The following is a 25,471-nucleotide window of genomic DNA, read 5'->3' as shown; positions in this document are numbered from 1 at the left end:
GGGAAGGGGAGAAATATACATGAGAAAAAATAAAAAGAATATGTCAGCTAAAATTTTAATAAACACTGCTTTAGGCGTTAGTTTATCTGTTTTGTCGGTATGTACACCAGTGTTAGAAGTGATAGCTGTAACAAAATCAGATAATTCTCCCTTGAATCCAAAACCATTACTTAGTTTAAATGTAAATGAGAATATTTTAAAAAGTACAGTGAAAGAGACTAGTGGTGCCATTGAGTCATCACAATCAGAGGATCATGAATTATCATCGAGTCATTCATCGGATGAATCATCTACTGACAATCAAGAATCAAGTGAGTCCTCAAGTCAACAGGATACGGATCAAGATTCATCTGAGGGGCATACTGAGAGTTCAACATCCGGTACTTCCTCTTCTAGTGGGAATAATTCAGAGACTAAACCATCCTCAAGTGATAATCAAACATCCAGTAGTTCAAGTAGTAAGCCAAATTCATCTTCAAAACTTGAAAGTAATGGAGGGGAAAATACGTCATTATCATCACCTGGTGAAACAAAAAAAGATACGTCACCTATTACCTATGTTCGTAATCGAACCACAGGCGAATTTGTAGAAGAAATTGGTGAAGATGCTAGAGAAATTGCGCAAAATAAAAATTTATATGCTTCTGTTATGATTGCTCAAGCAATTCTTGAAAGTGGATCAGGTAATAGTAGTTTGGCTAGAACGCCAAATTATAATTTATTTGGAATTAAAGGTTCTTATAAAGGAGAGTCTGTTGAAATGTCCACTCTTGAAGACAGTGGAGACGGTGGGCTATACACAGTTAATGCAAAATTTAGAAAGTATCCTAGTTACAAAGAATCATTAGAGGATTATGCTATGTTAATGTCTGGAGGAGTTTCTGGTCGCTCTACTTTCTATCAAGGAGCATGGAAATCAAATACTCAAGATTATAAAGAGGCGACTAAATATTTAACCGGCCGATATGCATCAGATTCTCGTTATAATGAGAAATTAAATGGATTGATTGAAACATATGACTTAACACAATATGACTCAGTCAAACCTAAAAAAGAAACTATAGAAAAAACAAAAGAAACAGAGGCTTTTATTAAAGAAATTGCGCCTAAGATTGAAGATGTAGCAGATAAAAATGATTTATATGCTTCAGTTTTGATAGCGGAAGCTGTGATTAAGAGTAATTCTGGATTAAATGAGTTGTCTGAGCATTTTAATATATATCAAGTTACAGGAAAAAATAACAATAAATCGGTTAAATTTGATACATTAATCACTGATGCTAAATCTGGAAAAACTAAGTTAGATACTAAAGAGTATAAGGTATATTCAACTATGGATGAAGCAATTGACGACTATATTGTCGAATTAAAAAAAGATGAAACGATCTATCATGAAATGACACGCTCTAAAAAAGATACTTCAAGAAAAGTAACAGCTTATTTAACAGCTCAAAATAAAGAAGATAGACGTTATCATAAACGTCTCAATGGATTGATTGATACTTATAATTTAACACAATATGATAAATTGCCGAAAGAAAACAAAAAAGAAGATAATAAGAGTAAACCATCAGATATGGTTAATGAGTTAGGAATTAATATGGTGACGCAACTGGCTGAGAGTTTTTCACCAACTAAATTAACGTCACTAACAACTAAAAAATAAACACTTATATATGACTTTAATAAGGAAAGTCGTTTCTACCTGATACCGTAAATATCAGTCTATAAGTAAATGAAGGATAGCTCCCTTTTTTACTTAATTGTAAAATGGGAGCTATTATTTAATTGGAGGAATAAAATTGGACGCATTGAAGCAAATGATTCTTAAACAAGGTAAAGTATTGGATGAAAATATTTTGAAAGTTGATAGTTTTTTAACTCATCAAATCGATCCAAAATTAATGGATAAAATAGGTAGACATGTGGCAAATACATACAAAAATAAGGGAGTTACAAAGATTGTCACAATTGAATCGTCAGGTATAGCGCCTGCCGCATTTATTGGATTACATATGGATTTACCTGTTGTGTTTGCAAGAAAACAAAAAAGTTTAACTATGAATAGTGAACTATTGATGTCTGAAGTCTACTCTTTCACAAAACAGGTTACAAATACAATTGCTATCTCTAATAAATATCTGCAAGAGGGCGACAATGTACTTGTAGTAGATGATTTTCTTGCTAATGGTCAAGCTGCTTTAGGCTTGATTGAATTATGTAAACAAGCCGGTGCATCGATAGAAGCGATTTCAATTGTAATAGAAAAATCTTTTCAAGAAGGTAGAAAACTACTGGAAGATAAAGGTTATAAGGTAGATTCATTGGCTCGTGTTGGCTCACTAAAAAACAATCAGATACAGTTTATAGATTAATTGAATGTCTAATTAGTTTTTATCAATTAGGTGTAATATGTTATTTATATATAAATTTTATCAGGTTAATGATTATTTAATCTAATAAAGAAGATAAAATAAATGATTATAAAATAAAATATTCTATCAAAAGCAAGTGAGAGTGTCATCTATCCTTGCTTTTTATTGTTTAAACCTTTACACATTAACAATAGATTGATACTATTAAGGTGTTTTAAAAGAAAATGTTGAAGGTAGTGAAGGATTTGTCGGAAAAAATTTTACCTGGTAGTACAATAGGTATAATTGGCGGAGGAGTTGTATCCTATCAATTAGTAGTGTCCGCAAAAAAAATGGGATATAAAGTAGTTGTACTGTCCGAATCAAAAAATTGTATAGCCGGAAAAGCTGCCGACATGCATTATATAAGTGATATAAATGATGCAGTTTATTTACTCAAATTATCAGAAATATCAGATGTTGTCACTGTTGTCACTGAAAAATTAGATAAAGAAACATATAGATATTTAGCAGAAAAAACATTATTTGCCCAAAATATGTATTCGCATTCTATTATAAAAAATCGTTATCTACAGAAACAGTTTTTAGATGCTCATTCGATTAATATTACACCATATGAATCGGCTGTTGTGGTATCAGATATTTATGATGCGGCTGAAAGAATTGGGTACCCATGTATTATAAAGCAAGAGAACCGTCGTCATTACAATGAGGACAGTAGTTTAGTTATTCATAGTGCTTATGAGATAAATAAGGCAGTTCCTTTAATTCAACAAGGGCTCTGTATAGTTGAGTCATACATAGAAGTTGAGAGCGAATGGGAAGTGACTTTGTGTGTTAATGACGAAGGATATTATACTATCTTCCCATTTATGAGAATGGAAAAGACAAATGTCAATGATCTGTTTTATATTCAATCATTTGATGAATGGGATGATTTGAAAAAAGAAAGTACAACTCAAATGGAACTAATTACTAAAGTCATTGCTTCAGAGTTAGGTGTTTCAGGTACAGTAAAAGTGACTTTTTTTTTAACAAAAGAAGGGAACCTTTATGTCAATAATATTTCTATTTTTCCAAAAGAATACGATATCTTAACGATGACATCTTGTAATTTATCAATTTTTGATATGCATATTAAAAGCATTTGTAATTTTATGATTCCACCAGTGACGCAATTATCGCCTACATATCTTTTACCAATCGGTGAAGAAAAAAAAGAGGATATTGCTAATCTAATGGATAAAAAGAATAAATGGCAGTTTTATATTTATGAAGGATTTCGATACGAAAATATTTATGCTTTTGCACAAGTATATCCAACTAATTTACAAGAAAGTTTACAAGAAATAAAATATACAGGGTTAATTAGTGATTCTGTAAATGTTCAGGATGGTCAGAGTGAAAAAAGGTAAAACACAAAAGAGAGTTTATGATTATATCAAACAGCAAATTGAGACAGATACATGGTTAAATGGCTATCATATTATTGAACAAGATTTGGCAAATAGTTTATCTGTTAGTCGCACACCGATTAGAGGAGCGATTGCACAGCTAATTCAGGAAAAATATTTAAAAAAAGAAACAAATAGAGGCGTCATTGTTAGTAAAAATAAAATTAGTAACAAAGAGTTTGTTGAAAGAACACAACTAATTGAACTTCTTTGTTCACACTATTTATTCCAGCTTCAAATTAAAGAATACATGGTTGATAGAGAAGCATTTCTATCATTAGTCGAGATAAATAAAAACAAACAATTAAATAAAGAAGAGTTTTATGACAAGTTTTGGCAATGTTTTTTAGTGCCATTGAGTAATGACTTAATGAAAAAAACTATCATGACGCAAGTTTCAGCCATAAAGCTTGTAAAATTTCCTAATGCGTCGATTGATTTTTTATATGAAGAAACCGAACAGTTGGGTCAGAAAGTATCTCTATTGTTGCTGGATAGGAAATTTGAATTAGCTAGAAAAGAGCTGCGTGTTTACATTAATCGTTTAAATCTAGAGCTAATTGATCAACAAATATAAGGAGGAATTATGATGAAGTTATTACAAATTGGGACGTCTAATATCATGGCGTCACAACTTGCACTTGGGTGTATGAGAATGGCTGGTTTATCAAAAGAAAGAGCAAAAGAAGTAATAGAAACGTCTTTGGAATCAGGAATTAACTTTTTTGATCATGCTGATATTTATGGAGATGGAGAGTCGGAAGCGATTTTCTCTAAGGCAATAAAAGAAATAGATGTTAAACGTGAAGATATTTTTATTCAATCAAAGTGTGGGATTAGAAAAAGTTTCTATGATTTTTCTAAAGAGCATATTATTCAATCTGCTGAAGGCAGTTTAACCCGTTTAGGAACAGATTACCTTGATGTATTAGCGTTACATCGTCCTGATGCTTTAATGGAACCTGAAGAGGTGTCAGAGGCTTTCTACCAATTAAAAAAAGCTGGTAAAGTTCGATATTTTGGTGTCAGTAATTTTGCACCAACCACAGTTGAATTATTGCAACAATCAATGTCAGATAAACTAATTGTTAATCAATTACAGTTTGGATTACAACATGCTGGCATGGTATCTAGTCAAATGAATGTAAATATGGAAAATGAATTGGGAATCAATCGAGATGGAGCAGTTTTAGACTATATGAGGTTAAAGAAAATGACTGTACAGGCATGGTCTCCTTATCAATTTGGTTATTTTGATGGAGTATTCATAGATCATCCTAACTTTAAAGAGTTAAATGAATGTTTAAATAACTTTGCAGAATCTTATGGAGTTACATCAACAGGAATTGCGACAGCTTGGATTAGTCGACATCCGGCTAATATTCAAACAATTATTGGCAGTATGAATCCAAGTAGAATTAGAGATATCACTCAAGCAAGTGATATCAGGTTAACAAGAAAAGAATGGTATGAATTATATCAAGCTTCAGGCTTTACATTATTATAAACAGTAAAGGATAGAAATATGGATATAAAAATAACAAAGTTAGAAAAAAAATATGGCTCATTACAAGTACTATCAATTGATGATTTAATCTTTGAAAGGGGAAAATCATATGGAGTGATTGGCCCAAATGGTGCAGGTAAAACTACTCTTTTTAAATGTATGACTAATATCATTACTGACTATCAAGGTGATGTTAAAATTAATAACGTGTCAGTTCGCGACGATAATAGCATTCTATTTAATCTAGGGATTGTGTTAGATGGAGCTTCTGTTTATAAAGAAAGAACAGGTTGGTTTAATATTGAGTATTTCTCTGGATTAAGAGGAGAATTTGATGTAAACAAAGCAGAAGCTCTTGCAAGAGAATTAAATATTTCAGAATTTTTAGGTAGAAAAGTAAAAACTTATTCCTACGGTACAATAAAAAAACTAATTTTATTAATCGCCTTATTACATGATCCTAAAATATTAATTCTCGATGAGCCATTTCGTGGGTTAGATGCTGAGACAGTAGATTGGTTTAAGTTTTATCTTAAAAAAATGACTTCAGAAGGAATGACGTTAATCATTTCATCTCACGTAAAAAGCGATATTGAAACATTATGCGAGGAAGTTGTGATCTTGAAAAATGGTGAAAAAGTGCAACAACTATCATTAGCTGAAATGGAAGATAAAAAAATTCGAGACATCGATACATCAAATCAAGAGGCTTTCTTGGTGATTTTAGAAGACATGAACTATTACTCCAAAGTATTATCAAACGGCTGTGTAAGACTAGATATTGAAGATGTGAGATGGTCTGAAGTAAAAGAGAGACTAAATGAGCAAGACATCGAGATATTAGAAATGAAAAAAGTCACACTCTTAGATAATCATTTGAATGGAGGCAACAACTAAATGACAGCAACTCAGATTTTTAAGATGGAACTATTTAAATATACAAAGGACAGAACGTATATTATCACAACGGGTATATTAGCCATTATCAACATTCTTCTAACAGTATATTTTATGAATGTTTTTGATAATATAAACCAGGTCAATAGACTTGAAAATGATTATTTATTTGGATTAATGATTATCCTCTTAGTTTTTACTATTTTTGCTAATATGATTTTTATGTTTGTTTATCCATTTCATTTAGTTTCAATGGATTATAAAAACAATGTCATGAGTATGTTGGTTTCTTCGGGAGTAAATAGAACACAACTTTTTTTCGCTAAACTAGGTGCGATATTTTTATGGAATATTATATTAACGCTAATACTTGTATTCATTCCATCAGCACTTATTTTGTTCAGGTTCCAGCAAATAGTTGATATCCAAACCATTTTATCAGGAATCTCAGCAGGATTTAATACCGTTGGTTTTTCATTTTTAGGAGTGATTGCCTCTAGTTTTATTTCATACATAAACAGTCTTGTGATAATTGCAACAGCTACTATTATGCTAAAAGGAAGTAATTTAACCATCTTCTTATTTATGGGATTATCTATGCTACAAGGAGTTATTACAAATACGTTATCTATTATTCCTACATCATTAGGATTTTCGATGACAGGGATTTTAATTATGAATAATTTGATTGTTGTAGTAATTACTTTAATTTTCGTTTTAATTTCATTACACTTTATGAAAACACAAAATCTTTAATGATTTTCAAGTAAACACGAACAATATTGGAAAAAAGTAAGAACTTTCATAAAAGTTCTTGCTTTTTTTTCTATAATGATGTAGATTATCATAGGAATAGGAAACATTATTTAAAAAATTTTAAATAAATATTCGTCTTTTTATTCCCAATATCACGTTTTGACTCTCTAGGAGGATGGAAATGAAGATTTTTGATTATGAAGACGTTCAATTAGTACCAAACAAATGTATTGTATCTAGTCGTTCGGAATGCGATACAACAGTGACATTGGGTGGCAGATCATTTAAGATGCCTGTTGTACCAGCTAATATGCAGACGATTATAGATGAACCAATTGCTGAATATCTAGCATCAAATGGATACTTCTATATCATGCATCGTTTTAATGAACAAGCTAGAAAACAATTTATTACAGATATGCATGACAAAGGATTATTTGCTTCAATCAGTGTAGGTGTTAAGCCAACAGAATATGATTTTGTTAATGAACTAAAAGCTGAAAATTTAATCCCTGAATATGTTACCATTGACATTGCACATGGTCATTCTGATTCAGTGATTAATATGATTAAACATTTAAAGAAACAATTACCAGAAACATTTGTCATTGCTGGAAATGTTGGAACGCCTGAAGCAGTGAGGGAATTAGAAAATGCTGGAGCTGACGCAACAAAAGTTGGGATTGGGCCTGGTAAAGTATGTATCACGAAACTTAAAACAGGATTTGGTACTGGCGGTTGGCAACTTGCAGCACTTAGAAGATGTAGTAAAGCAGCAAGAAAACCCTTGATTGCTGATGGCGGTATCAGAACACATGGAGATATTGCAAAATCAATTCGTTTTGGTGCGACGATGGTCATGATTGGCTCATTGTTCGCTGGACACGAAGAATCTCCTGGTGAAATGAAAGAAGAAGATGGCGTATTGTACAAAGAGTATTTTGGTAGTGCTTCTGAATTTCAAAAAGGTGAACATAAAAACGTTGAAGGTAAAAAAATATGGACACCATTTAAAGGGAAACTAGAAGATACACTAAATGAAATGCAACAAGATTTACAATCCTCTATCTCTTACGCGGGCGGTAAAGATGTTGAAGCCATTCGTAAAGTTGATTATGTGATTGTTAAAAATTCCATTTTTAATGGTGATATTTTCTAAACAATAAAGTTTAGCTACTAAGTGTTAATTGCTTAGTAGTTTTTTGTTTCAAATATCATTAATAAAATGTGAGAGGTATAAAACATAATAGTAGAAGTTGTTTTTTTATTGATGTATCATAATCTCTGATAGTAAAAAGGAGGAAAAGAATGAGGATTTTAATAACAAAATTAAAAAAAAATAAGTCTTTAGTCAGTTTATCTTTGTTTATGACGGTTATCATGGTTGCTTCTCAGTTGTGGCAACCAAAATTATTACAAAAAATTATGAATTCAATCATGACTGAAAATCAATCTGAGTTGAAAAAAGTAGGCATCATGTTAATTGTAGTGGCATTATTTGGTTTAGTTGCAGGAATATTAAATACAATTTTTTCTGCGAAATTATCTCAAGAAGTCGCCTCAGATATTAGGTCAGATGGGTTCAAAAAGGTACAAGAGTTTTCGTTTGAAAATATCGAAACATTTTCGACAAGCAATCTTGTTATCCGTTTGACAAACGATATTACTCAAATTCAAAATGTCGTCATGATGATGTTTCAAAGTATCTTTAGAATTCCCATTATGTTTATCGGGAGCTTTATTCTAGCGATGATGACTTTACCAAAGTTATGGTGGATTATTATTTTATTAGTTGTTTTAGTTGTTCTAACAGTGATGATTGTTTTTAGTATGATGGGAAAACATTTCGCCAAAATTCAACACTACCTAGAGAAAAGTAATGGAATAGCAAAAGAAAACTTAGCCGGAATGAGAGTGGTAAAATCATTCGTTCAAGAAAAAAATCAAATTAATAAATTTTCTGCTGTATCTGAAAAACTAACAAGTCATACGATTTCGGTGGGGAACTTATTTTCAATTATGATTCCAACATTCATGTTAATCTCGAACTTAGCGATTGTCATGTCTATCTATTTTACAGCTAATTTAGCTAAGACAGATATTGAGGCCATTAGTGCGGTTGTATCATTTATGAATTACTTAATGCAGATTATGATGAGTATTATTATTGGTGGCATGATGCTGATGATGGCTTCACGTGGGATGGTTTCGATTAAACGTTTAAATGATATTCTTGAAACAAAACCAACATTGACTTATTTACCGGATAATGAATCAGAACCAATTAAAAATGGCGATGTATCATTTCACGATGTTAGTTTTACTTATGCTGGTGATGATACGCCAACTTTAGAAGATATTTCGTTTAAAGTTGATAATGGTATGTCAGTTGGGATAGTCGGAGCAACAGGGTCAGGTAAATCAACACTAGCGCAATTGATGGCCCGTATGTATGACCCAACTACTGGCTCAATAAAGGTTGGTGGTGCTGACCTAAAACATGTGAGCAAAGAAGAATTAAGAAACGCGATTGCGATTGTTTTACAGCGAGCAATTTTATTCTCTGGAACCATTGCAGACAATCTTCGCCATGGAGATGAGCATGCTGATGAAAAAGAATTGTATCGTGCGTCAACTATTGCACAAGCGTATGAATTTATCGAGCGTCAAATGGATGGGTTTGAAAGCCGAGTAGAAGAACGAGGATCAAACTTTTCAGGTGGTCAAAAACAACGGTTATCCATTTCACGTGGGGTGATTGGTCATCCGAAAGTATTGATTTTAGATGATAGTACAAGTGCATTAGATGCTAAAAGTGAAAAATTAGTCAAAGAAGCTTTAGCCAAAGAATTATCTGATACCACTGTATTCATCATTGCACAAAAGATTTCTTCTGTGGTTCAGGCAGATACTATCTTAGTGCTTGATGAAGGTCATTTAGTTGCACAAGGAACACATCAAGAACTTTTACAAACAAGTGAGGTCTATAGAGAAATCTATGACACACAAAAATCAAAGGAGGTTGAGGAAATTGACTAAAAAAGAACCCAGTGTATTAAGATTCTTTTGGACCTATTTAAAAGTCTATAAAGTGAAGTTTTTTGTTATTATTGTCGCAATTATTTTCTCAACTTACCTACAAGTTAAGGCACCCCAATTTACTGGTAAAGCAATAGAAGAATTAGCGAAATATGCGGGCACTTATATGTCTGTAGGACACGCAGATAAATCACCGTTTACGAGTGTGATAAAATTATTAGTTGGTTTATATGTGTTAAATGCTATTTCAATGTTTATTCAAAATATATTAATGTCTCGTGTGACAGGCCAATCAACGAATAGTATGAGAATTGGTTTATTTAAGAAGTTACAAACAATGACGATTCGTTTTTTCGATACACATCAACATGGTGATATTTTGAGCCGTTTTACCAGTGATTTAGATAATATATCAAATACAATGAATCAAGCACTGATTCAAGTATTGACTAATGTGTCGATGTTAATTGGTGTGACGTTCATGATGTTTAGAGAAAATGCTCAGATGACATGGATTACACTTGGTATGGCACCATTTGCAATTATTTTTGCAGTTGTCATCATCAAACAGGCTGAAAAGAAAGTTGGCATTCAGCAAGAAAGTGTCGGACGTTTGAATGGTTATATTGATGAAAAAATATCAGGTCAGAAAGTGATTATTACAAATGGTTTAGAAGACCAAACAATCGAGGGATTTGAAAAGGTAAATAATGAAGTAAAAGAAGCAACATTTAAAGGACAAGTATACTCAGGTCTATTATTTCCAACCATGCAAGGTATTTCCTTGTTAAATACTGCCATCGTGATTTTCGCTGGTGGTTGGTTAGTCAATAGTGGAAGTATTGAAAAAGCAGCAGGATTAGGTTTAATTGTGACGTTTATTCAATATTCACAACAGTTTTATATGCCACTCACTCAAATTTCTTCTCAGTTTAGTATGTTACAGTTGGCATTTACAGGAGCTAAGAGGTTGAATCAAGTGTTCATTCAGCCGGATGAACCAAATGACAGTCACCTAGAAGCATTGACAGGCCTACATAAAAATGTGACGTTATCACATGTTGACTTTTCATACGAAAAAGATCGTCCAATTTTAAAAGATATTTCGATAGAAGCTAAGAAAGGACAAATGGTGGCATTAGTTGGTCCGACTGGTTCAGGTAAAACAACTGTCATGAACTTATTAAATCGTTTCTATGACGTGGATTCTGGTAGTATTACGATAGATGGCCGTGATATTCGTGCTGTGACATTAGATAGTTTACGTTCACATATTGGGATTGTTCTACAGGATTCCATTCTTTTTTCTGGCACAATTAAAGAGAATATCAAGTTTGGAAAACCAGATGCGTCAGATGAAGAAGTCATATTTGCTGCTAAACAAGCGAACATTCATGAATTCATTATATCACTTGAAGATGGTTACGATACCCTTGTTAGTGATGAAAATAGTGTCTTCAGTGTGGGACAGAAACAATTAATTAGTATTGCTCGTACAATTATCACGAATCCAGATTTATTAATATTAGATGAGGCGACAAGTAATGTTGATACCGTGACTGAAAGTCGGATTCAAAAAGCAATGGAAACTGTCATAAATGGTCGAACTAGTTTTGTCATTGCCCATAGGTTGAAGACAATACTAGATGCAGACTTTATTGTAGTATTGAATCAAGGTGAAATTATAGAAGTTGGTACGCATGATACTTTGATAAATAAAGATGGATTTTACGCGGAGTTGTATCATAATCAATTTGTCTTTGAATAGAAAACAAAAGAACAATCTGTTATAGGTTGTTCTTTTTAAAGAAAATCGTTCAATTAACATATCTTTTTAACTAAATAAAATAATGATAATAGGCATCTATCCTATAATATTATTGAGTTTATAAAAATTATGACATAATTATAATAGATTTTTAATCAAAATATCGTTATAATGAGTGAGACTATGAAGAAATATATAAGTATACGAGAAAGGCATGTGTGTTTATGTCAAATAGGATTTTGATAATTGAAGATGAAAAAAATTTAGCTCGCTTTGTGGAATTGGAGCTAAAGCATGAAAAATACGAAACAGAAGTTCATTATAATGGACGTACCGGTTTAGAAGCAGCGTTATCACAAGATTGGGATGCGATTTTATTAGATTTAATGTTACCTGAGTTAAATGGTTTAGAAGTCTGTCGTCGAATTCGTCAGGTGAAAAATACGCCTATTATTATGATGACAGCAAGAGATTCGGTCATTGACAGAGTATCTGGTTTAGATCATGGAGCAGATGACTACATTGTTAAACCGTTTGCTATAGAAGAGTTACTAGCACGATTGCGAGCGTTACTTCGCCGAATTGATATCGAAGGTGATAAAAATGTGACGAAACAAACGACATTATCTTATCGGAACTTAACAATTGAAAAAGAAAATAGGGTGGTTCGCCGAGGTGACGATATCATTGAACTAACTAAAAGAGAATACGAATTATTACTTATTTTAATGGAAAATGTTAATGTCGTACTTTCTAGAGATGTGTTATTAAATAAAGTATGGGGCTATGAAATTGAAGTAGAAACAAATGTTGTAGATGTCTACATTCGTTATTTAAGAAATAAAATTGATGTTCCAGGTGAAGATAGTTATATCCAAACTGTTCGTGGAACTGGGTATGTAATGAGATCGTGATAAATAAGCTTAAAAGAAAATTTAATTGGCCCACTAAATTTTCTTGGAAATCAATTACGTTGAAATGGACCATTCTAACATCATTAGTGATATCAATTTTATTTGCTGTGTTTGCAGTTATTTCTTATCAAATTAGTTCACGATTAATGATTCAGCAAGAAGAGCTGACCTTTAATCGAACAATATCTGAGGTAACTAGCCGATTATCTAGAGGAACAGAGCCATTAAGTTTTAATAGCTCTGTTTTTTATCTAAAAGAATCAACTGAAGAATATGTCGGTGATGGGTATTATGGTGCTAATACGTTAGAATCAACTATGATGAATTTAAATAGTTTCATTTCAGAACTCTCACGACCAGAAATGGATTTAAAAGTTTACAATGCAGATGGTGATTTAGTATTTGAAACAAAAAATCGCTATGTACCATTCGATAAAAAAGCTCAATCTGAAACGACAATCAAAACTTATGAATATGTTACAGGTTTGGTTTTATTAAAGCCAGTTTATTCTAATCAAACAGGTAAACTGATGGGTTATGCGCAAGGTTTTTATGATTTAGGATTTTACTACAAATATCGCAAAGAATTACTTAAAAATCTCGTAATTATCGGTATTTGCGGCTTATTAGTTAGTGTGATGATGAGCTTTTTATTATCAAGCTATTTTACAAGCCCTCTTAGAAAAATGGTAAGAACGCTAAATAATATTGAAACGGCACATAAGACCGGTCTTCGAATGCCAGTACCAAAATCACATGATGAAATTTATGATTTAGCTAAAGCCTTTAATGATATGATTGAACGCATGGAGCGATTTATTACGCAACAACAGCAGTTTGTTGAAGATGTCTCACATGAATTAAGAACACCAGTAGCAGTCATAGAAGGACATTTGAATTTACTAAACAGATGGGGAAAAGATGATCCTGAAGTGCTGGAAGAGTCGTTGAGTGCCTCACTACAAGAAATCACTCGTATGAAAAGTTTGGTACAAGAGATGCTCGATTTATCAAGAGCCGAGCAATCTGAGTTTCATTATAAAAATGAAACGTGTTTAGCAAAAGAAACAATCCAAACAACGGTAAATAATTTTCAAATGCTTTATCCTGAATTTGTTTTTAATCTAGATGACGATGATTTAGATAATTCGGTTGAAATTAAAATGTATCGTAATCACTTTGAACAAATACTGATTATTTTATTAGATAATGCGGTGAAATATTCGAGAGATAGAAAAGAAGTGATTATCTCTGCATCAAAATCTTATCAAAATATTGACTTAATGATTCAAGATTTTGGAGAGGGGATTTCTGAAGAGGAAATTGAAAAAGTGTTTAATCGTTTTTACCGAGTGGATAAAGCAAGAGCAAGACACACAGGTGGTAATGGTTTAGGACTATCTATTGCTCAACAACTTATAGAAAATTATAATGGAACGATTAACGTAAAGAGTCATGTGGGGTTAGGCACGGCATTTTATTTATCTATTCCATATGTAGTCAAACAAAAAAATCCACAAATGCCAACTGTTACAGAATAAAAAAGTATCTATCAAGGTCTGCTACTAAAAGCGAGATTAAGATAGATACTTTTTATTTTCATTATCGTAATAAAGAAAGAAAATCGTCATTGGATATTTTTTGATCAAAATCAAACCCATCAACAATTAAAGTTGGAACAAAGTGCACATTGGCGTTTACAGCTTCTTCCATAACGTCTTGTAACATTTTATCATTATGTTGCTTAGTTAAGCCGAGAGTTGTCTCAGCAAACGCTCGTACTTCTTCTGGTGAACCAAGAATTCCCCATTGACTTTGAGTATTGTAGATATCAGTGATGATTTTAATTGCCTGGTCATTATTGGGCACATACTCATGCATCACATTACCTAATGATAAACTAGCAGAATCTTTATTAAAAAGTTTAATCACGTAATGTAGATTATCGTTTTTCACTTCTTTTGAGATTAAATCTAATTTTTCATCCCACCATTGTTTACAAAATGGGCAACGTAGATTAACAAATTCAAACAATAAATTTGGTGCATCAGATTTACCAATTTTGATTCCAACAGAGCTAGTTACTTTTGTTGTGTCGATTTTTGTTGTCCCCATTGACTTATCTCCTTATTTTAAGGCAGCACTGTTAACCATTACTTCATCAATCAAGCCGTATTCTTTTGCTTCCTCAGCTGACATGAAGTTATCACGGTCAGTATCTCTTTCGATGATTTGAAGTGGTTGTCCAGTGTTTTCCGCTAAGATTTTATTTAATCTTTCTCTTGTATTAAGGATGTGACGAGCTGCAATTTCAATTTCTGTCGCTTGCCCTTGAGCTCCTCCAAGAGGTTGATGAATCATGATTTCTGCGTTTGGTAATGCAAATCGTTTACCTTTTGTTCCAGACGATAATAGAAAACTTCCCATTGAGGCTGCCATACCTAAAACAATGGTTTGGATATCAGATTTGACAAAGTTCATTGTGTCATAAATGGCAAGACCAGCAGAGACACTTCCTCCAGGTGAGTTAATATAGAGGTAAATATCTTTTTCTGGATCTTGAGCATCTAAAAATAATAACTGTGCAATGACACTATTTGCAACGTTATCATCAATAGGACCGCTTAACATAATAATACGATCTTTTAGTAAACGAGAATAGATGTCATAAGCACGTTCACCTCTAGCAGATTGTTCGATAACTGTTGGTATTAAATTCATATAAATTCCTCCTAATAGTAACGCTACTAGTCATATTTTAACATACTCTTTTTAATCTACCTAGAATTTAGCGTAAAAATGGTCAATAAAGGTCAAAAAAATAAAAAGTAAAGAAAAAGGACATTTGTCCCCGAAATAATATGCTAAACTATGATATACTTTTCTTAAAAAGAAAGTAACACGCCCTAAGGGAATCGAACCCCCGTCTCAAGAACCGGAATCTTGCGTGATATCCACTACACTAAGGGCGCATCTACTTTTATTAGTTTACCAAAAATATCTTAAATAGCAAGATGAAAAGGAGGAAAGGTTAATGAAGTTTACTCAGAATTTTAGACAAGGTCAAGCTCAAGTTCAAACTCAAAAATTAGCTATGACCCAACAACTTCAACAATCAATTAAGATGTTACAGTTTGGTACTGATGACCTCCTGTCTTTTTTAAATGATAAAATGTTAGAAAATCCGCTAATTGATGTATCCGTTTCCGATATGGATACTCAGTATTTAGAAAGCAGTCACTATAATAAGTTGCAAGATAATGACACAACAGATTGGATAAATCAAATACCAGAAAATGAGCAATCACTATTTCATTATTTGATTGAGCAAATTCATCTTAATTATCGAGATACGCCACTTAGGAAAATTAGTTTATTTTTAATCGAGTTCATAGATACCAATGGTTATTTGACAATTTCTATAGAAGAAGCGATGGCTATAAATCGTGTCAGTTATATTGAAGTATTAGATGCATTGACGTTAATACAAATGCTAGAACCAGCCGGAGTTGGTGCACGGAACTTGCAAGAGTGTTTGATGTTGCAAACAGAGCGAGATGATGAAGCACCTAATCAAGCTTACCTTGTATTAGAAGAATATTTTGATGATTTAGCAAATAGAAAATGGCAACGAATTGAAAAAAAATTAGGTCTTTCATTAAAAGAAATACAAGAAATATTTGATTATATTCAAAAGTTACATCCCAATCCCGCAGCAATATTTAGTAGTGATGAGGACAGTTTAATTTATCCGGATTTAGTTGTAAAAGTGGATAAAGAAACGGATACTATTATTATTTCATCTACTAAAGCAGGGAAGCCAGAAGTCAACTTTCAATCAAACTACTTTGAACGAATGTCGCGTCAAGGTGACAAAGAAGTTGAAAAGTATTTAAATGAAAAAAAAGCAGAATATGAATGGCTAAAAAAATCTCTTGAACAACGTGGGGATACTATTTTAAGAGTCGGGAAAGAAATTGTTAAAAGACAATCCAACTTTTTTCTAAAAGATAGTCACCCGCTTAAACCCATGAAGCTAAAAGAGATCGCAAACGACCTATCACTTCATGAGTCAACTATCAGTCGAGCTGTAAATGGAAAATACTTAACTACAGAATTTGGTGTGTTTGAATTAAGAAGTTTCTTTACTACAGGATTAGAACAAAAGAATTCTTCTGACGTGATCGCAACTAGTGACATAAAAGAAACAATAAAAGAGTTAATAGAGGATGAAAACAAAGCGAAACCACTTTCAGATCAAAAATTAGTAGATCTGTTGAAAGAAAAAAACATTGATATTTCTAGACGTACAGTAGCCAAGTATCGTGAAGAATTAGGAATACAATCGTCAACAAAGAGAAAAAGATTTGATTATTAAACAAAAACTTGAGTGTCAGGCTTGTATTATTTAGTCATACTTGTTATTATAAGCATGTAAGGGTTGAACGAAATCATGAGTTATTTTGCATCAACCCTATCAAAATACAACATGTGGGTCATAAAAAGTCTATCATGGACTGAATTTGTCCCTGTACTTAAGGAGTATAATCTATGAGCGATGATTTTGATATTATTGAACAGATTGCTCCTGACATGATTCAAGTGATTGAACAACGGTTTCGTATTTTGCGAAATATATATTGGAATCAACCAGTTGGACGCAGAAAATTATCTGAAAAGGTAAATTTAACTGAGAGAATACTTCGAAGTGAAACAGAGGTACTAAAACAACTCAGATTAATCGAGGTCTCTAAAATTGGAATGTCGCTTACTGAAAAAGGATTAAGTCTTTATAGTGATTTAGAAATAGTCATGGCAGAGCAGACGGGCAATCGTGTCCTTGAGAAAAAACTTGCTAGTAAACTTGATATTGAAAGGTGCTTAATAACACCAGGAGATAGTGATGTTGAACGTAAAGTAATAGAAAAATTCGGAGAGTTAATCTCTGATATTCTTTCAACTCGTTTACCAGATGGTGAAAATATTATCGCCGTCATGGGAGGAACGACAATGGCAACAGTGAGCCAATGCATGTACCGACTAGAAACACCAGAAAGACACAATATATTTGTTCCTGCAAGAGGTGGGATTGGCGAAACCATTCAAACTCAAGCAAATTCAATAAGTGCAACTATGGCAGAGCAAACAGGTGGCGAGTTTAAAGTGTTATATGTGCCAGAACAAGTAAGTTCTGAAACGTATGAGTTACTCCTTCATGAGCCGACTGTTCAACGCGTATTAGAGTTGATATCTAAGTCAAACGTTGTGATTCACAGTATTGGACGTGCACTTCATATGGCAAAACGTCGTAACATGAGTGCAAGTGATTTAGCAATGCTTTCTAATAAAGGGGCAGTCGCTGAATCGTTTGGTTACTTCTTTAATAAAGACGGAGAGGTCGTCTATAAAATACCTCGAATCGGTCTTCAAATGAAAGATCTTCAAGAGATACCGTATGTCATTGCAGTTGCTGGCGGGAAAACAAAAGCCAAAGCAATTGAAGCATACATCAAAAATGCTCCTAAACAGACGTGGTTAATCACAGATGAAGGAGCGGCAAAACAGATTTTAAAAGAGGAAACTCTTTAAAATAAATAAATTTTTTCGATTTTCTAAAGGAGGAAATCTCACATGACAGTTAAAGTAGGTATTAATGGTTTTGGACGTATTGGACGCTTAGCATTCCGTCGTATCCAAGAAGTTGAAGGATTAGAAGTTGTAGCAATCAATGACTTAACAGATGCACAAATGTTGGCTCATTTATTAAAATATGACACAACACAAGGACGTTTCAATGGTGATGTTGAAGTTCATGACGGATTTTTCAAAGTAAACGGAAAAGAAGTTAAAGTAACTGCTAACGCTAACCCAGCTGAATTACCATGGGGTGAATTAGGCGTAGACATCGTTTTAGAATGTACTGGATTCTTTACATCTAAAGAAAAAGCAGAATTACATTTACAAGCTGGTGCTAAACGTGTTGTTATCTCTGCTCCTGGTGGAAATGACGTTCCAACAATCGTTTATAACACTAACCATGAAATTTTAACTGGAAAAGAAACAGTTATTTCTGGCGCTTCATGTACAACAAACTGTCTTGCTCCAATGGCAGATGCTTTAAACAAAAACTTTGGTATTGTTGAAGGATTAATGACAACAATTCACGCTTACACTGGTGACCAAATGACATTAGATGGACCACATCCAAAAGGTGATTTCCGTCGTGCTCGTGCAGCTGCTGAAAACATCGTACCTAACACAACTGGTGCTGCTAAAGCAATCGGTTTAGTTATTCCAGAATTAAATGGAAAATTAGACGGAGCTGCTCAACGTGTTCCTGTTGCAACTGGTTCTTTAACTGAATTAGTAACAGTTTTAGACAAACAAGTTACGGTTGAAGAAGTTAACGAAGCAATGGAAAAAGCTGCTAACGAATCTTACGGTTACACAATCGACCCAATCGTATCTTCTGATATCGTTGGTATGACTTATGGATCATTATTTGATGCAACTCAAACTAAAGTAATGACAGTTGGCGACAAACAGTTAGTTAAAACTGTTGCTTGGTATGATAACGAAATGTCATACACAGCTCAATTAGTTCGTACTTTACAATATTTCGCATCATTAGCTTAATTTTAATACACCCTATCAAGATTATCGAAGCGGGGAAGCAATCGCGCTTTCTCGCTTTTTTTGTTAATTCATAAGGAGGCGTCAACAAGCATGGCAAAAAGAACAGTTGAAGATTTAGATTTAAACGGTAAAAAGGTCTTAATACGTGTTGATTTTAATGTTCCAATTAAAGATGGAAAAATTACAAATGATAACCGTATTGTTGCAGCTTTGCCAACAATTAATTATGTTATCGAGCATGGTGGAAAAGCAATTCTTTTCTCTCATTTAGGTCGTGTAAAAACTGAAGAGGACAAAGAAGGTAAATCATTACAACCAGTTGCTGCTCGCCTTTCAGAATTACTAGATAAACCAGTTTCTTTCGTTCCTGAAACTCGTGGAGCTGAGCTTGAAAAAGCTATTAGCGAAATGAAAGATGGAGATGTGTTAGTTGTTGAAAACACTCGTTTTGAAGATATTGATGGCAAAAAAGAAAGCAAAAATGATCCAGAATTAGGTAAATACTGGGCTTCTTTAGGTGATGTATTTGTAAATGACGCGTTTGGTACAGCTCATAGAGCACATGCTTCAAACGTTGGAATTGCATCTAACTTACCTTCAGCTGCAGGTTACTTAATGGAAAAAGAAATCAAATTTATCGGTGGAGCTGTTGACGAACCTAAACGTCCATTCGTGGCAATTTTGGGTGGAGCAAAAGTATCTGATAAAATTGGTGTTATCGAAAACTTAATTGACAAAGCTGATAAAATCCTTATCGGTGGTGGGATGACTTATACATTCTACAAAGCCCAAGGGAAAAACATTGGTAAATCAATTTGTGAATTAGATAAAGTTGATTTAGCTAAAGAATTACTTGAAAAAGCAGCTGGAAAAATTATTTTACCAGTGGATACAGTCTGTGCAGCAGACTTTGATAATGATGCGCCAACTGAAATTCATGAAGGAAATATTCCAGATGACTTAGAAGGATTAGATATTGGTCCAAAAACAATTGAATTATTCACTAAAGAATTACAAGGTGCTAAAACAGTTGTATGGAATGGCCCAATGGGAGTCTTTGAATTACCTACATTTGCTAAAGGTACAATTGGCGTATGTGAAGCTATTGCAAACTTAAAAGATGCTACTACAATTATTGGTGGTGGAGATTCAGCAGCTGCTGCAATCCAATTAGGTTTTGCTGATAAATTTACACATATCTCAACTGGTGGTGGCGCATCACTTGAATACCTTGAAGGTAAAAAATTACCAGGTGTAGAATCTATTTCAGATAAATAAGACTAATGAGGAGTCGAGAACATGCGTAAACCAATTATTGCAGGAAACTGGAAAATGAATAAAACTGTTTCAGAAGCACGTGACTTTGCTGAAGCAGTAAAAAATAAAATCCCTAGTAACGATGTAGTGGATTCAGTTATTGGCGCACCAACTTTATTCTTAACAGATTTAGTTGACATTGCTAAAGGAACTGATTTAAAAATTGCTGCTCAAAACTGTTACTTTGAAGACAACGGAGCGTTCACTGGTGAAACGTCTCCAGCAGCTCTAGAAGATTTAGGTGTTGACTATGTGATTATTGGTCACTCTGAACGTCGTGAGTATTTCCACGAAACAGATGAAGACATCAATAAAAAAGCTAAAGCAATCATCGCACACAACATGACACCAATCGTTTGTTGTGGTGAATCTTTAGAAACTTATGAAGCAGGTAAAACTGCTGAATGGATTAAAGGGCAAATTACAGCAGCATTAGAAGGTTTAACAGCTGAACAAGTATCTAACTTAGTTATTGCTTATGAACCAATTTGGGCTATTGGGACTGGTAAATCTGCTGACGCAACGATCGCTGATGATATCTGTGGTGTTGTTCGTCAAACAGTTGCAGATCTTTATTCAGAAGACGTAGCTGGAAAAGTTCGTATTCAATATGGTGGATCAGTTAAACCTGAAAATATCGCTGAATACATGGCTAAAGAAAATGTTGACGGAGCACTTGTAGGTGGCGCAAGCTTACAACCTGATTCATTCTTAGCATTATTGGAGGCATTAAACTAATATGGAAAAAGCACCAGTAGCAATTATTATATTAGATGGTTATGGTAAACGTGATGAAGTTACAGGTAATGCTGTTGCACAAGCGAATACACCTAACTTTGATCGTTATTGGAATAACTATCCTCACAACACACTAAAAGCATCTGGTTTAGATGTAGGATTACCTGATGGTCAAATGGGAAACTCTGAAGTTGGACACACTAATATTGGTGCGGGCCGTATAGTTTATCAAAGTTTAACTCGTATCGACAAAGCAATCGAAGACAAAGAGTTTCAAACAAATGTTGCCCTAAATAGTGGGATTCAACATGCGTTAGACAATGATTCTGCGCTTCATTTATTTGGTCTATTATCTGATGGTGGAGTACATAGTCATCAAAACCATTTATATGCCCTGTTAAAAATGGCAAAAGATAACGGCGTAAAAGAAACTTACGTACATGCTTTCTTAGATGGTCGTGACGTAGCCCCAACTTCAGCTTATGGTTATATGGAAGAATTACTTAAAGTCATGAAAGAATTAGATTATGGAAAAGTTGCGACAGTTTCTGGACGTTTCTATGCAATGGATAGAGATAAACGTTGGGAACGTGTGTCAAAAGCTTATGAAGCAATTGTAGATGGTATTGGCGTGAAAGCGACTGATCCATTGCAAGCTATCCAAGAATCTTATGACAATGAAGTAAATGATGAGTTCTTAGTGCCAGTTGTAATCGAAGAAAATGGTAAACCTGTTGGACAAGTAAAAGACAATGACTCTGTTATTTTCTTTAACTTCAGACCAGACCGTGCGATTCAACTATCAAATGCTTTTACTGATAAAGAGTGGGAACATTTTGAACGTAAAAATCATCCCGAAAATGTTAAATTTGTGACAATGACTTTATATAATCCAAGTATTGTAGCAGAAGTGGCATTTCCTCCAATTGAAATGAAAAATGTCATTGGTGAAGTATTATCAGATGCAGGATTAAAACAATTAAGAATTGCTGAAACTGAAAAATACCCACACGTAACATTCTTCATGAACGGTGGACGTAACGAAGAATTTCCAGGAGAAAGTCGTATTTTAATCAACTCACCTAAAGTTGAAACATATGACTTGAAACCTGAAATGAGTGCTTATGAAGTAACAGATGCGTTACTTGCCGATATTAAAGCAGATAAACATGATGCGATTATCTTAAACTTTGCTAACCCTGACATGGTAGGTCATTCAGGTATTTTAGAAGCAGCGATTAAAGCAATTGAAGCTGTGGACGAATGTTTAGGTAAAGTAGTAGATGCAATTATTGCTAAAGGTGGATCTGCTATCATATTTGCCGATCACGGTAACTCAGAAACAATGACAACACCAGAAGGAAAACCACATACAGCTCATACGACTGTACCAGTTCCTGTTATTGTTACAAAAGCTGGCGCAACTCTTAGAGATGGCGGTCGTTTAGCAGATGTGGCTCCTACAATGCTAGATCTTTTAGGTATTGAAAAACCTGAAGAGATGACAGGTGAGTCATTAATTAAATAATTCACGGGCTTTTAATTGAAAGTATTCGTGAAAATGGTACAATGATTATGGAAGATTCCTTCCATAGCTATAAAAACAATATTCCTAAAGGAGAGAAATGTTAATGTCAATTATTACAGATATTTATGCTCGCGAAGTCTTAGATTCACGTGGTAACCCAACTATTGAAGTAGAAGTTTATACAGAAAGTGGTGCTTTTGGTCGCGGTATGGTACCTTCTGGTGCTTCAACTGGTGAACACGAAGCTGTTGAATTACGTGATGGAGATAAATCTCGTTATTTAGGTAAAGGTGTTTTAAAAGCTGTTGATAACGTAAATAACATCATCGCAGAACAATTAATTGGATATGACGTAAGAGACCAAATGGGAATTGACCGTCGTATGATCGAATTAGATGGAACTCCAAACAAAGGTAAATTAGGAGCTAACGCTATTTTAGGTGTATCAATTGCATGTGCTCGCGCTGCAGCTGATTACTTAGAAGTACCTTTATACCATTACTTAGGAGGATTTAATACTAAAGTATTACCTACTCCAATGATGAACATCATTAATGGTGGTTCTCACTCTGATGCACCAATCGCTTTCCAAGAATTTATGATTGTCCCTGTAGGAGCTCCTACATTTAAAGAAGCTTTACGTTGGGGTGCTGAAGTATTCCACGCACTAGCTAAAATCTTAAAATCTCGTGGATTAGAAACTTCTGTTGGTGATGAAGGTGGATTTGCACCTCGTTTTGAAGGAACTGAAGACGGTGTTGAAACAATCTTAGAAGCAATTAAAGCTGCTGGATTTGTACCAGGAAAAGACATTATGATTGGATTTGACTGTGCTTCATCAGAATTCTATGAAAATGGCGTATATGACTATACTAAATTTGAAGGCGAAGGTGCTGCAAAACGTACTGCTGCTGAACAAGTAGATTATTTAGAAGAATTAGTTAACAAATACCCAATCATCACTATTGAAGATGGTATGGATGAAAACGACTGGGATGGTTGGAAACTATTGACTGAACGCTTAGGCGAAAAAGTTCAATTAGTTGGTGACGATTTATTCGTTACAAACACTGAAATCCTTTCTCGTGGTATCGAAATGGGCGTAAGTAACTCAATCTTAATCAAAGTTAACCAAATTGGTACATTAACTGAAACATTTGATGCTATCGAAATGGCTAAAGAAGCTGGATTCACAGCTGTTGTATCTCATCGTTCTGGTGAAACAGAAGATTCTACAATCTCTGATATCGCAGTTGCAACTAACGCTGGACAAATCAAAACTGGTTCTCTTTCTCGTACTGACCGTATTGCTAAATACAACCAATTATTACGTATTGAAGACCAATTAGGTGAAGTAGCTGAATACAAAGGTTTACAATCTTTCTACAACTTAAAAAACAAATAATTAAAGTTTAAATATAGCTTATTCTAATGGAATTAAAACTGTTCGGACGTAGAGCACCCTCTAGGAAACTGGAGGGTGTTTTTTTATATTGTCTACGATATAATATAGACGAGTAGCAGTTAATGTGTTTAGTCATATATTTTATATAAGAATCGTTATGAGAGGAAGTTAAAGATGAGTGATCTAATACCAGAGTTTATGAATGTGCCATTGTTAGAAAGAGAAGATAGAATCATGCCTGAAGTAATCAGGTGTTTATTATCATTAGGTGGAGAAGCAAGTAAAAAGGAAGTTGTTAAAGAATTAACATTAACATCAGAGACTATACCTGAAGATTATATTGAATATACACGAGTATCTAAAAAAACAGGTAAAAGCTATAAGCCTTTTGATTATCAGTTTAATTTTGCTGTTAGAAATCTTGAATTTGCTGATTTTATAACGATACCTAAAAGGGGCATGATTAAACTTACCGACAAAGGACAGTCGATAAATTTAGAGTTGTTTAATAGTGATGAGATGGTAAGACAATTATCAGAGCCTGTTTTCGAAGCTAATCGGAAGAAAAAATTAGCTGTCAATAATTTACAAGATAATTATGAAAATGAAGCAAGTAAAAATGAAGAAATTGAGTTAGACAATAGCCCTGTTGATACTTGGAGGGAATTATTAATAGAAGCTCTAAAAGTTATGTCACCTAAAAAATTTGAACTGTTTTGTCGAAGATTAGTTAAACAAATGGGTGTTGAGATAGATACTAAGATTGGTGTTCAGACTGTAGCAGATGGAGGACTTGATGGATTTGGTTATATAACATCTGACGAGTTTAGAACAGCTCGTGTGGCTATTCAAGCCAAAAGGTGGGAAGGAACTGTCTCTTCCCCAGAGATTGATAAGTTTAGGGGGTCTATGGATAAGCATAATGCAGAGTTTGGCGTGTTTATTACAACATCTTCATTTACTAAAAATGCCATTGAAGCTTCAAGAGTTGGTACAAGAGTGATTACACTGATTGATGGAGATACAATATGTGATTTGGTAGCGAAATACGAATTAGAAGTCACACCAGTGTTGACATATGAATTGAATGATTTTTATTTAACTGAAGATTAAATTCGAAAATCAACTCAGGTATTT

At 33.7% G+C, this 25,471-nt stretch carries 22 protein-coding genes, 1 tRNA gene and 1 riboswitch; of the genes, 20 read left to right on the top strand and 3 right to left on the bottom strand.

From position 1 onward, the window contains the following. Positions 1-19: 19 nt before the first annotated feature. The 12 genes from BHY08_RS10990 to BHY08_RS06625 all read left to right on the top strand — a co-directional run bounded on the left by BHY08_RS10990 (position 20) and on the right by BHY08_RS06625 (position 14,251). A complete protein-coding gene (locus tag BHY08_RS10990) occupies positions 20-1,666 on the top strand; it encodes a glucosaminidase domain-containing protein (protein ID WP_157093641.1) in 1,647 nt (548 codons plus the stop codon). Beyond that, positions 1,651-1,748, top strand: a riboswitch (purine riboswitch). Its footprint overlaps the gene before it by 16 nt. Before the next feature lie 54 nt (positions 1,749-1,802). Then, a complete protein-coding gene (locus BHY08_RS06675; protein WP_071457130.1) occupies positions 1,803-2,375 on the top strand; it encodes a xanthine phosphoribosyltransferase in 573 nt (190 codons plus the stop codon). 224 nt (positions 2,376-2,599) lie between these two features. After that, positions 2,600-3,790, top strand: coding sequence for an ATP-grasp domain-containing protein (locus BHY08_RS06670; protein ID WP_071457129.1), 1,191 nt, complete (start codon positions 2,600-2,602; stop codon positions 3,788-3,790). Then, positions 3,777-4,406 carry a GntR family transcriptional regulator gene (locus tag BHY08_RS06665; protein WP_071457128.1) on the top strand — a complete coding sequence of 210 codons (630 nt, stop codon included), beginning with the start codon at positions 3,777-3,779 and terminating at the stop codon, positions 4,404-4,406. Before BHY08_RS06670 ends, BHY08_RS06665 begins: the two co-directional genes overlap by 14 nt. Before the next feature lie 12 nt (positions 4,407-4,418). Then, positions 4,419-5,336, top strand: coding sequence for an aldo/keto reductase (locus tag BHY08_RS06660; RefSeq protein WP_071457127.1), 918 nt, complete (start codon positions 4,419-4,421; stop codon positions 5,334-5,336). Between the two features lie 18 nt (positions 5,337-5,354). Then, positions 5,355-6,233: an ATP-binding cassette domain-containing protein gene (locus BHY08_RS06655; RefSeq protein WP_071457126.1), complete on the top strand. Its 879-nt coding sequence runs from the start codon at positions 5,355-5,357 to the stop codon at positions 6,231-6,233. Further along, entirely contained in the window at positions 6,234-6,989 is a 756-nt protein-coding gene (locus BHY08_RS06650) for an ABC transporter permease (RefSeq protein ID WP_071457125.1), read from the top strand. It abuts the gene before it with no gap. Between the two features lie 181 nt (positions 6,990-7,170). Beyond that, entirely contained in the window at positions 7,171-8,148 is a 978-nt protein-coding gene (gene guaC, locus BHY08_RS06645; protein WP_071457124.1) for a GMP reductase, read from the top strand. Between the two features lie 149 nt (positions 8,149-8,297). Then, a complete protein-coding gene (locus BHY08_RS06640) occupies positions 8,298-10,028 on the top strand; it encodes an ABC transporter ATP-binding protein (RefSeq protein WP_071457123.1) in 1,731 nt (576 codons plus the stop codon). Next, the gene (locus BHY08_RS06635) at positions 10,021-11,796 is read left to right on the top strand and encodes an ABC transporter ATP-binding protein (protein WP_276325567.1); all 1,776 of its coding nucleotides are present in this window, start codon (positions 10,021-10,023) and stop codon (positions 11,794-11,796) included. Before BHY08_RS06640 ends, BHY08_RS06635 begins: the two co-directional genes overlap by 8 nt. A gap of 224 nt (positions 11,797-12,020) precedes the next feature. Continuing rightward, positions 12,021-12,710 (top strand): response regulator transcription factor, encoded by a 690-nt coding sequence (locus BHY08_RS06630; protein ID WP_071457857.1) that lies wholly within the window; start codon positions 12,021-12,023, stop codon positions 12,708-12,710. A 59-nt stretch (positions 12,711-12,769) separates the two neighbouring features. Next, positions 12,770-14,251, top strand: a complete 1,482-nt coding sequence (locus BHY08_RS06625; protein ID WP_245729974.1) for a HAMP domain-containing sensor histidine kinase — start codon at positions 12,770-12,772, stop codon at positions 14,249-14,251. 61 nt (positions 14,252-14,312) lie between these two features. Here the strand turns inward: BHY08_RS06625 and BHY08_RS06620 are convergent, their stop codons facing one another. The 3 genes from BHY08_RS06620 to BHY08_RS06610 form a co-directional block, all read right to left on the bottom strand. Next, positions 14,313-14,825 (bottom strand): thioredoxin domain-containing protein, encoded by a 513-nt coding sequence (locus BHY08_RS06620; RefSeq protein ID WP_071457121.1) that lies wholly within the window; start codon positions 14,823-14,825, stop codon positions 14,313-14,315. A gap of 12 nt (positions 14,826-14,837) precedes the next feature. Beyond that, a complete protein-coding gene (gene clpP, locus BHY08_RS06615; RefSeq protein WP_071457120.1) occupies positions 14,838-15,431 on the bottom strand; it encodes an ATP-dependent Clp endopeptidase proteolytic subunit ClpP in 594 nt (197 codons plus the stop codon). Between the two features lie 179 nt (positions 15,432-15,610). Further along, positions 15,611-15,682: transfer RNA gene (locus BHY08_RS06610), tRNA-Arg, on the bottom strand. 62 nt (positions 15,683-15,744) lie between these two features. Here BHY08_RS06610 and rpoN point away from each other — a divergent pair. The 8 genes from rpoN (at position 15,745) to BHY08_RS06570 (ending at position 25,447) form a co-directional block, all read left to right on the top strand. Beyond that, positions 15,745-17,088, top strand: a complete 1,344-nt coding sequence (gene rpoN, locus BHY08_RS06605; protein WP_071457119.1) for an RNA polymerase factor sigma-54 — start codon at positions 15,745-15,747, stop codon at positions 17,086-17,088. Positions 17,089-17,261: 173 nt separating this feature from the next. Beyond that, positions 17,262-18,299 carry a sugar-binding transcriptional regulator gene (locus BHY08_RS06600; protein WP_071457118.1) on the top strand — a complete coding sequence of 346 codons (1,038 nt, stop codon included), beginning with the start codon at positions 17,262-17,264 and terminating at the stop codon, positions 18,297-18,299. Positions 18,300-18,341: 42 nt separating this feature from the next. Further along, entirely contained in the window at positions 18,342-19,346 is a 1,005-nt protein-coding gene (gene gap / locus BHY08_RS06595) for a type I glyceraldehyde-3-phosphate dehydrogenase (RefSeq protein WP_071457117.1), read from the top strand. A gap of 90 nt (positions 19,347-19,436) precedes the next feature. Further along, positions 19,437-20,624: a phosphoglycerate kinase gene (locus BHY08_RS06590; protein WP_071457116.1), complete on the top strand. Its 1,188-nt coding sequence runs from the start codon at positions 19,437-19,439 to the stop codon at positions 20,622-20,624. 21 nt (positions 20,625-20,645) lie between these two features. Further along, positions 20,646-21,401, top strand: coding sequence for a triose-phosphate isomerase (tpiA, locus tag BHY08_RS06585; protein ID WP_071457115.1), 756 nt, complete (start codon positions 20,646-20,648; stop codon positions 21,399-21,401). Between the two features lies 1 nt (position 21,402). After that, positions 21,403-22,929, top strand: a complete 1,527-nt coding sequence (gene gpmI, locus BHY08_RS06580) for a 2,3-bisphosphoglycerate-independent phosphoglycerate mutase (RefSeq protein ID WP_071457114.1) — start codon at positions 21,403-21,405, stop codon at positions 22,927-22,929. A 103-nt stretch (positions 22,930-23,032) separates the two neighbouring features. Continuing rightward, positions 23,033-24,334 (top strand): surface-displayed alpha-enolase, encoded by a 1,302-nt coding sequence (eno, locus tag BHY08_RS06575; RefSeq protein ID WP_071457113.1) that lies wholly within the window; start codon positions 23,033-23,035, stop codon positions 24,332-24,334. Between the two features lie 174 nt (positions 24,335-24,508). After that, entirely contained in the window at positions 24,509-25,447 is a 939-nt protein-coding gene (locus tag BHY08_RS06570) for a restriction endonuclease (protein WP_084657202.1), read from the top strand. Positions 25,448-25,471 lie beyond the last annotated feature (24 nt).

Origin of the sequence: Vagococcus teuberi, assembly GCF_001870205.1 — a bacterium.
Classification (GTDB): domain Bacteria; phylum Bacillota; class Bacilli; order Lactobacillales; family Vagococcaceae; genus Vagococcus; species Vagococcus teuberi.
The sequence above is the reverse complement of the archived record's forward strand: the minus strand, read 5'-3'. Positions and strand labels throughout refer to the sequence as shown.

Excerpts from the sequence above, each read along its gene's own strand:
- BHY08_RS06650 (WP_071457125.1), top strand. The coding sequence starts at position 6,234 with ATGACAGCAACTCAGATTTTTAAGATGGAACTATTTAAATATACAAAG.
- BHY08_RS06630 (WP_071457857.1), top strand. The coding sequence starts at position 12,021 with ATGTCAAATAGGATTTTGATAATTGAAGATGAAAAAAATTTAGCTCGC.
- rpoN (WP_071457119.1), top strand. The coding sequence starts at position 15,745 with ATGAAGTTTACTCAGAATTTTAGACAAGGTCAAGCTCAAGTTCAAACT.
- eno (WP_071457113.1), top strand. The coding sequence starts at position 23,033 with ATGTCAATTATTACAGATATTTATGCTCGCGAAGTCTTAGATTCACGT.
- gpmI (WP_071457114.1), top strand. The coding sequence starts at position 21,403 with ATGGAAAAAGCACCAGTAGCAATTATTATATTAGATGGTTATGGTAAA.
- clpP (WP_071457120.1), bottom strand. The coding sequence starts at position 15,431 with ATGAATTTAATACCAACAGTTATCGAACAATCTGCTAGAGGTGAACGT.
- BHY08_RS06640 (WP_071457123.1), top strand. The coding sequence starts at position 8,298 with ATGAGGATTTTAATAACAAAATTAAAAAAAAATAAGTCTTTAGTCAGT.
- tpiA (WP_071457115.1), top strand. The coding sequence starts at position 20,646 with ATGCGTAAACCAATTATTGCAGGAAACTGGAAAATGAATAAAACTGTT.
- BHY08_RS06600 (WP_071457118.1), top strand. The coding sequence starts at position 17,262 with ATGAGCGATGATTTTGATATTATTGAACAGATTGCTCCTGACATGATT.
- BHY08_RS10990 (WP_157093641.1), top strand. The coding sequence starts at position 20 with ATGAGAAAAAATAAAAAGAATATGTCAGCTAAAATTTTAATAAACACT.
- guaC (WP_071457124.1), top strand. The coding sequence starts at position 7,171 with ATGAAGATTTTTGATTATGAAGACGTTCAATTAGTACCAAACAAATGT.
- BHY08_RS06655 (WP_071457126.1), top strand. The coding sequence starts at position 5,355 with ATGGATATAAAAATAACAAAGTTAGAAAAAAAATATGGCTCATTACAA.
- BHY08_RS06620 (WP_071457121.1), bottom strand. The coding sequence starts at position 14,825 with ATGGGGACAACAAAAATCGACACAACAAAAGTAACTAGCTCTGTTGGA.
- BHY08_RS06660 (WP_071457127.1), top strand. The coding sequence starts at position 4,419 with ATGAAGTTATTACAAATTGGGACGTCTAATATCATGGCGTCACAACTT.
- BHY08_RS06570 (WP_084657202.1), top strand. The coding sequence starts at position 24,509 with ATGAGTGATCTAATACCAGAGTTTATGAATGTGCCATTGTTAGAAAGA.
- gap (WP_071457117.1), top strand. The coding sequence starts at position 18,342 with ATGACAGTTAAAGTAGGTATTAATGGTTTTGGACGTATTGGACGCTTA.
- BHY08_RS06670 (WP_071457129.1), top strand. The coding sequence starts at position 2,600 with ATGTTGAAGGTAGTGAAGGATTTGTCGGAAAAAATTTTACCTGGTAGT.
- BHY08_RS06590 (WP_071457116.1), top strand. The coding sequence starts at position 19,437 with ATGGCAAAAAGAACAGTTGAAGATTTAGATTTAAACGGTAAAAAGGTC.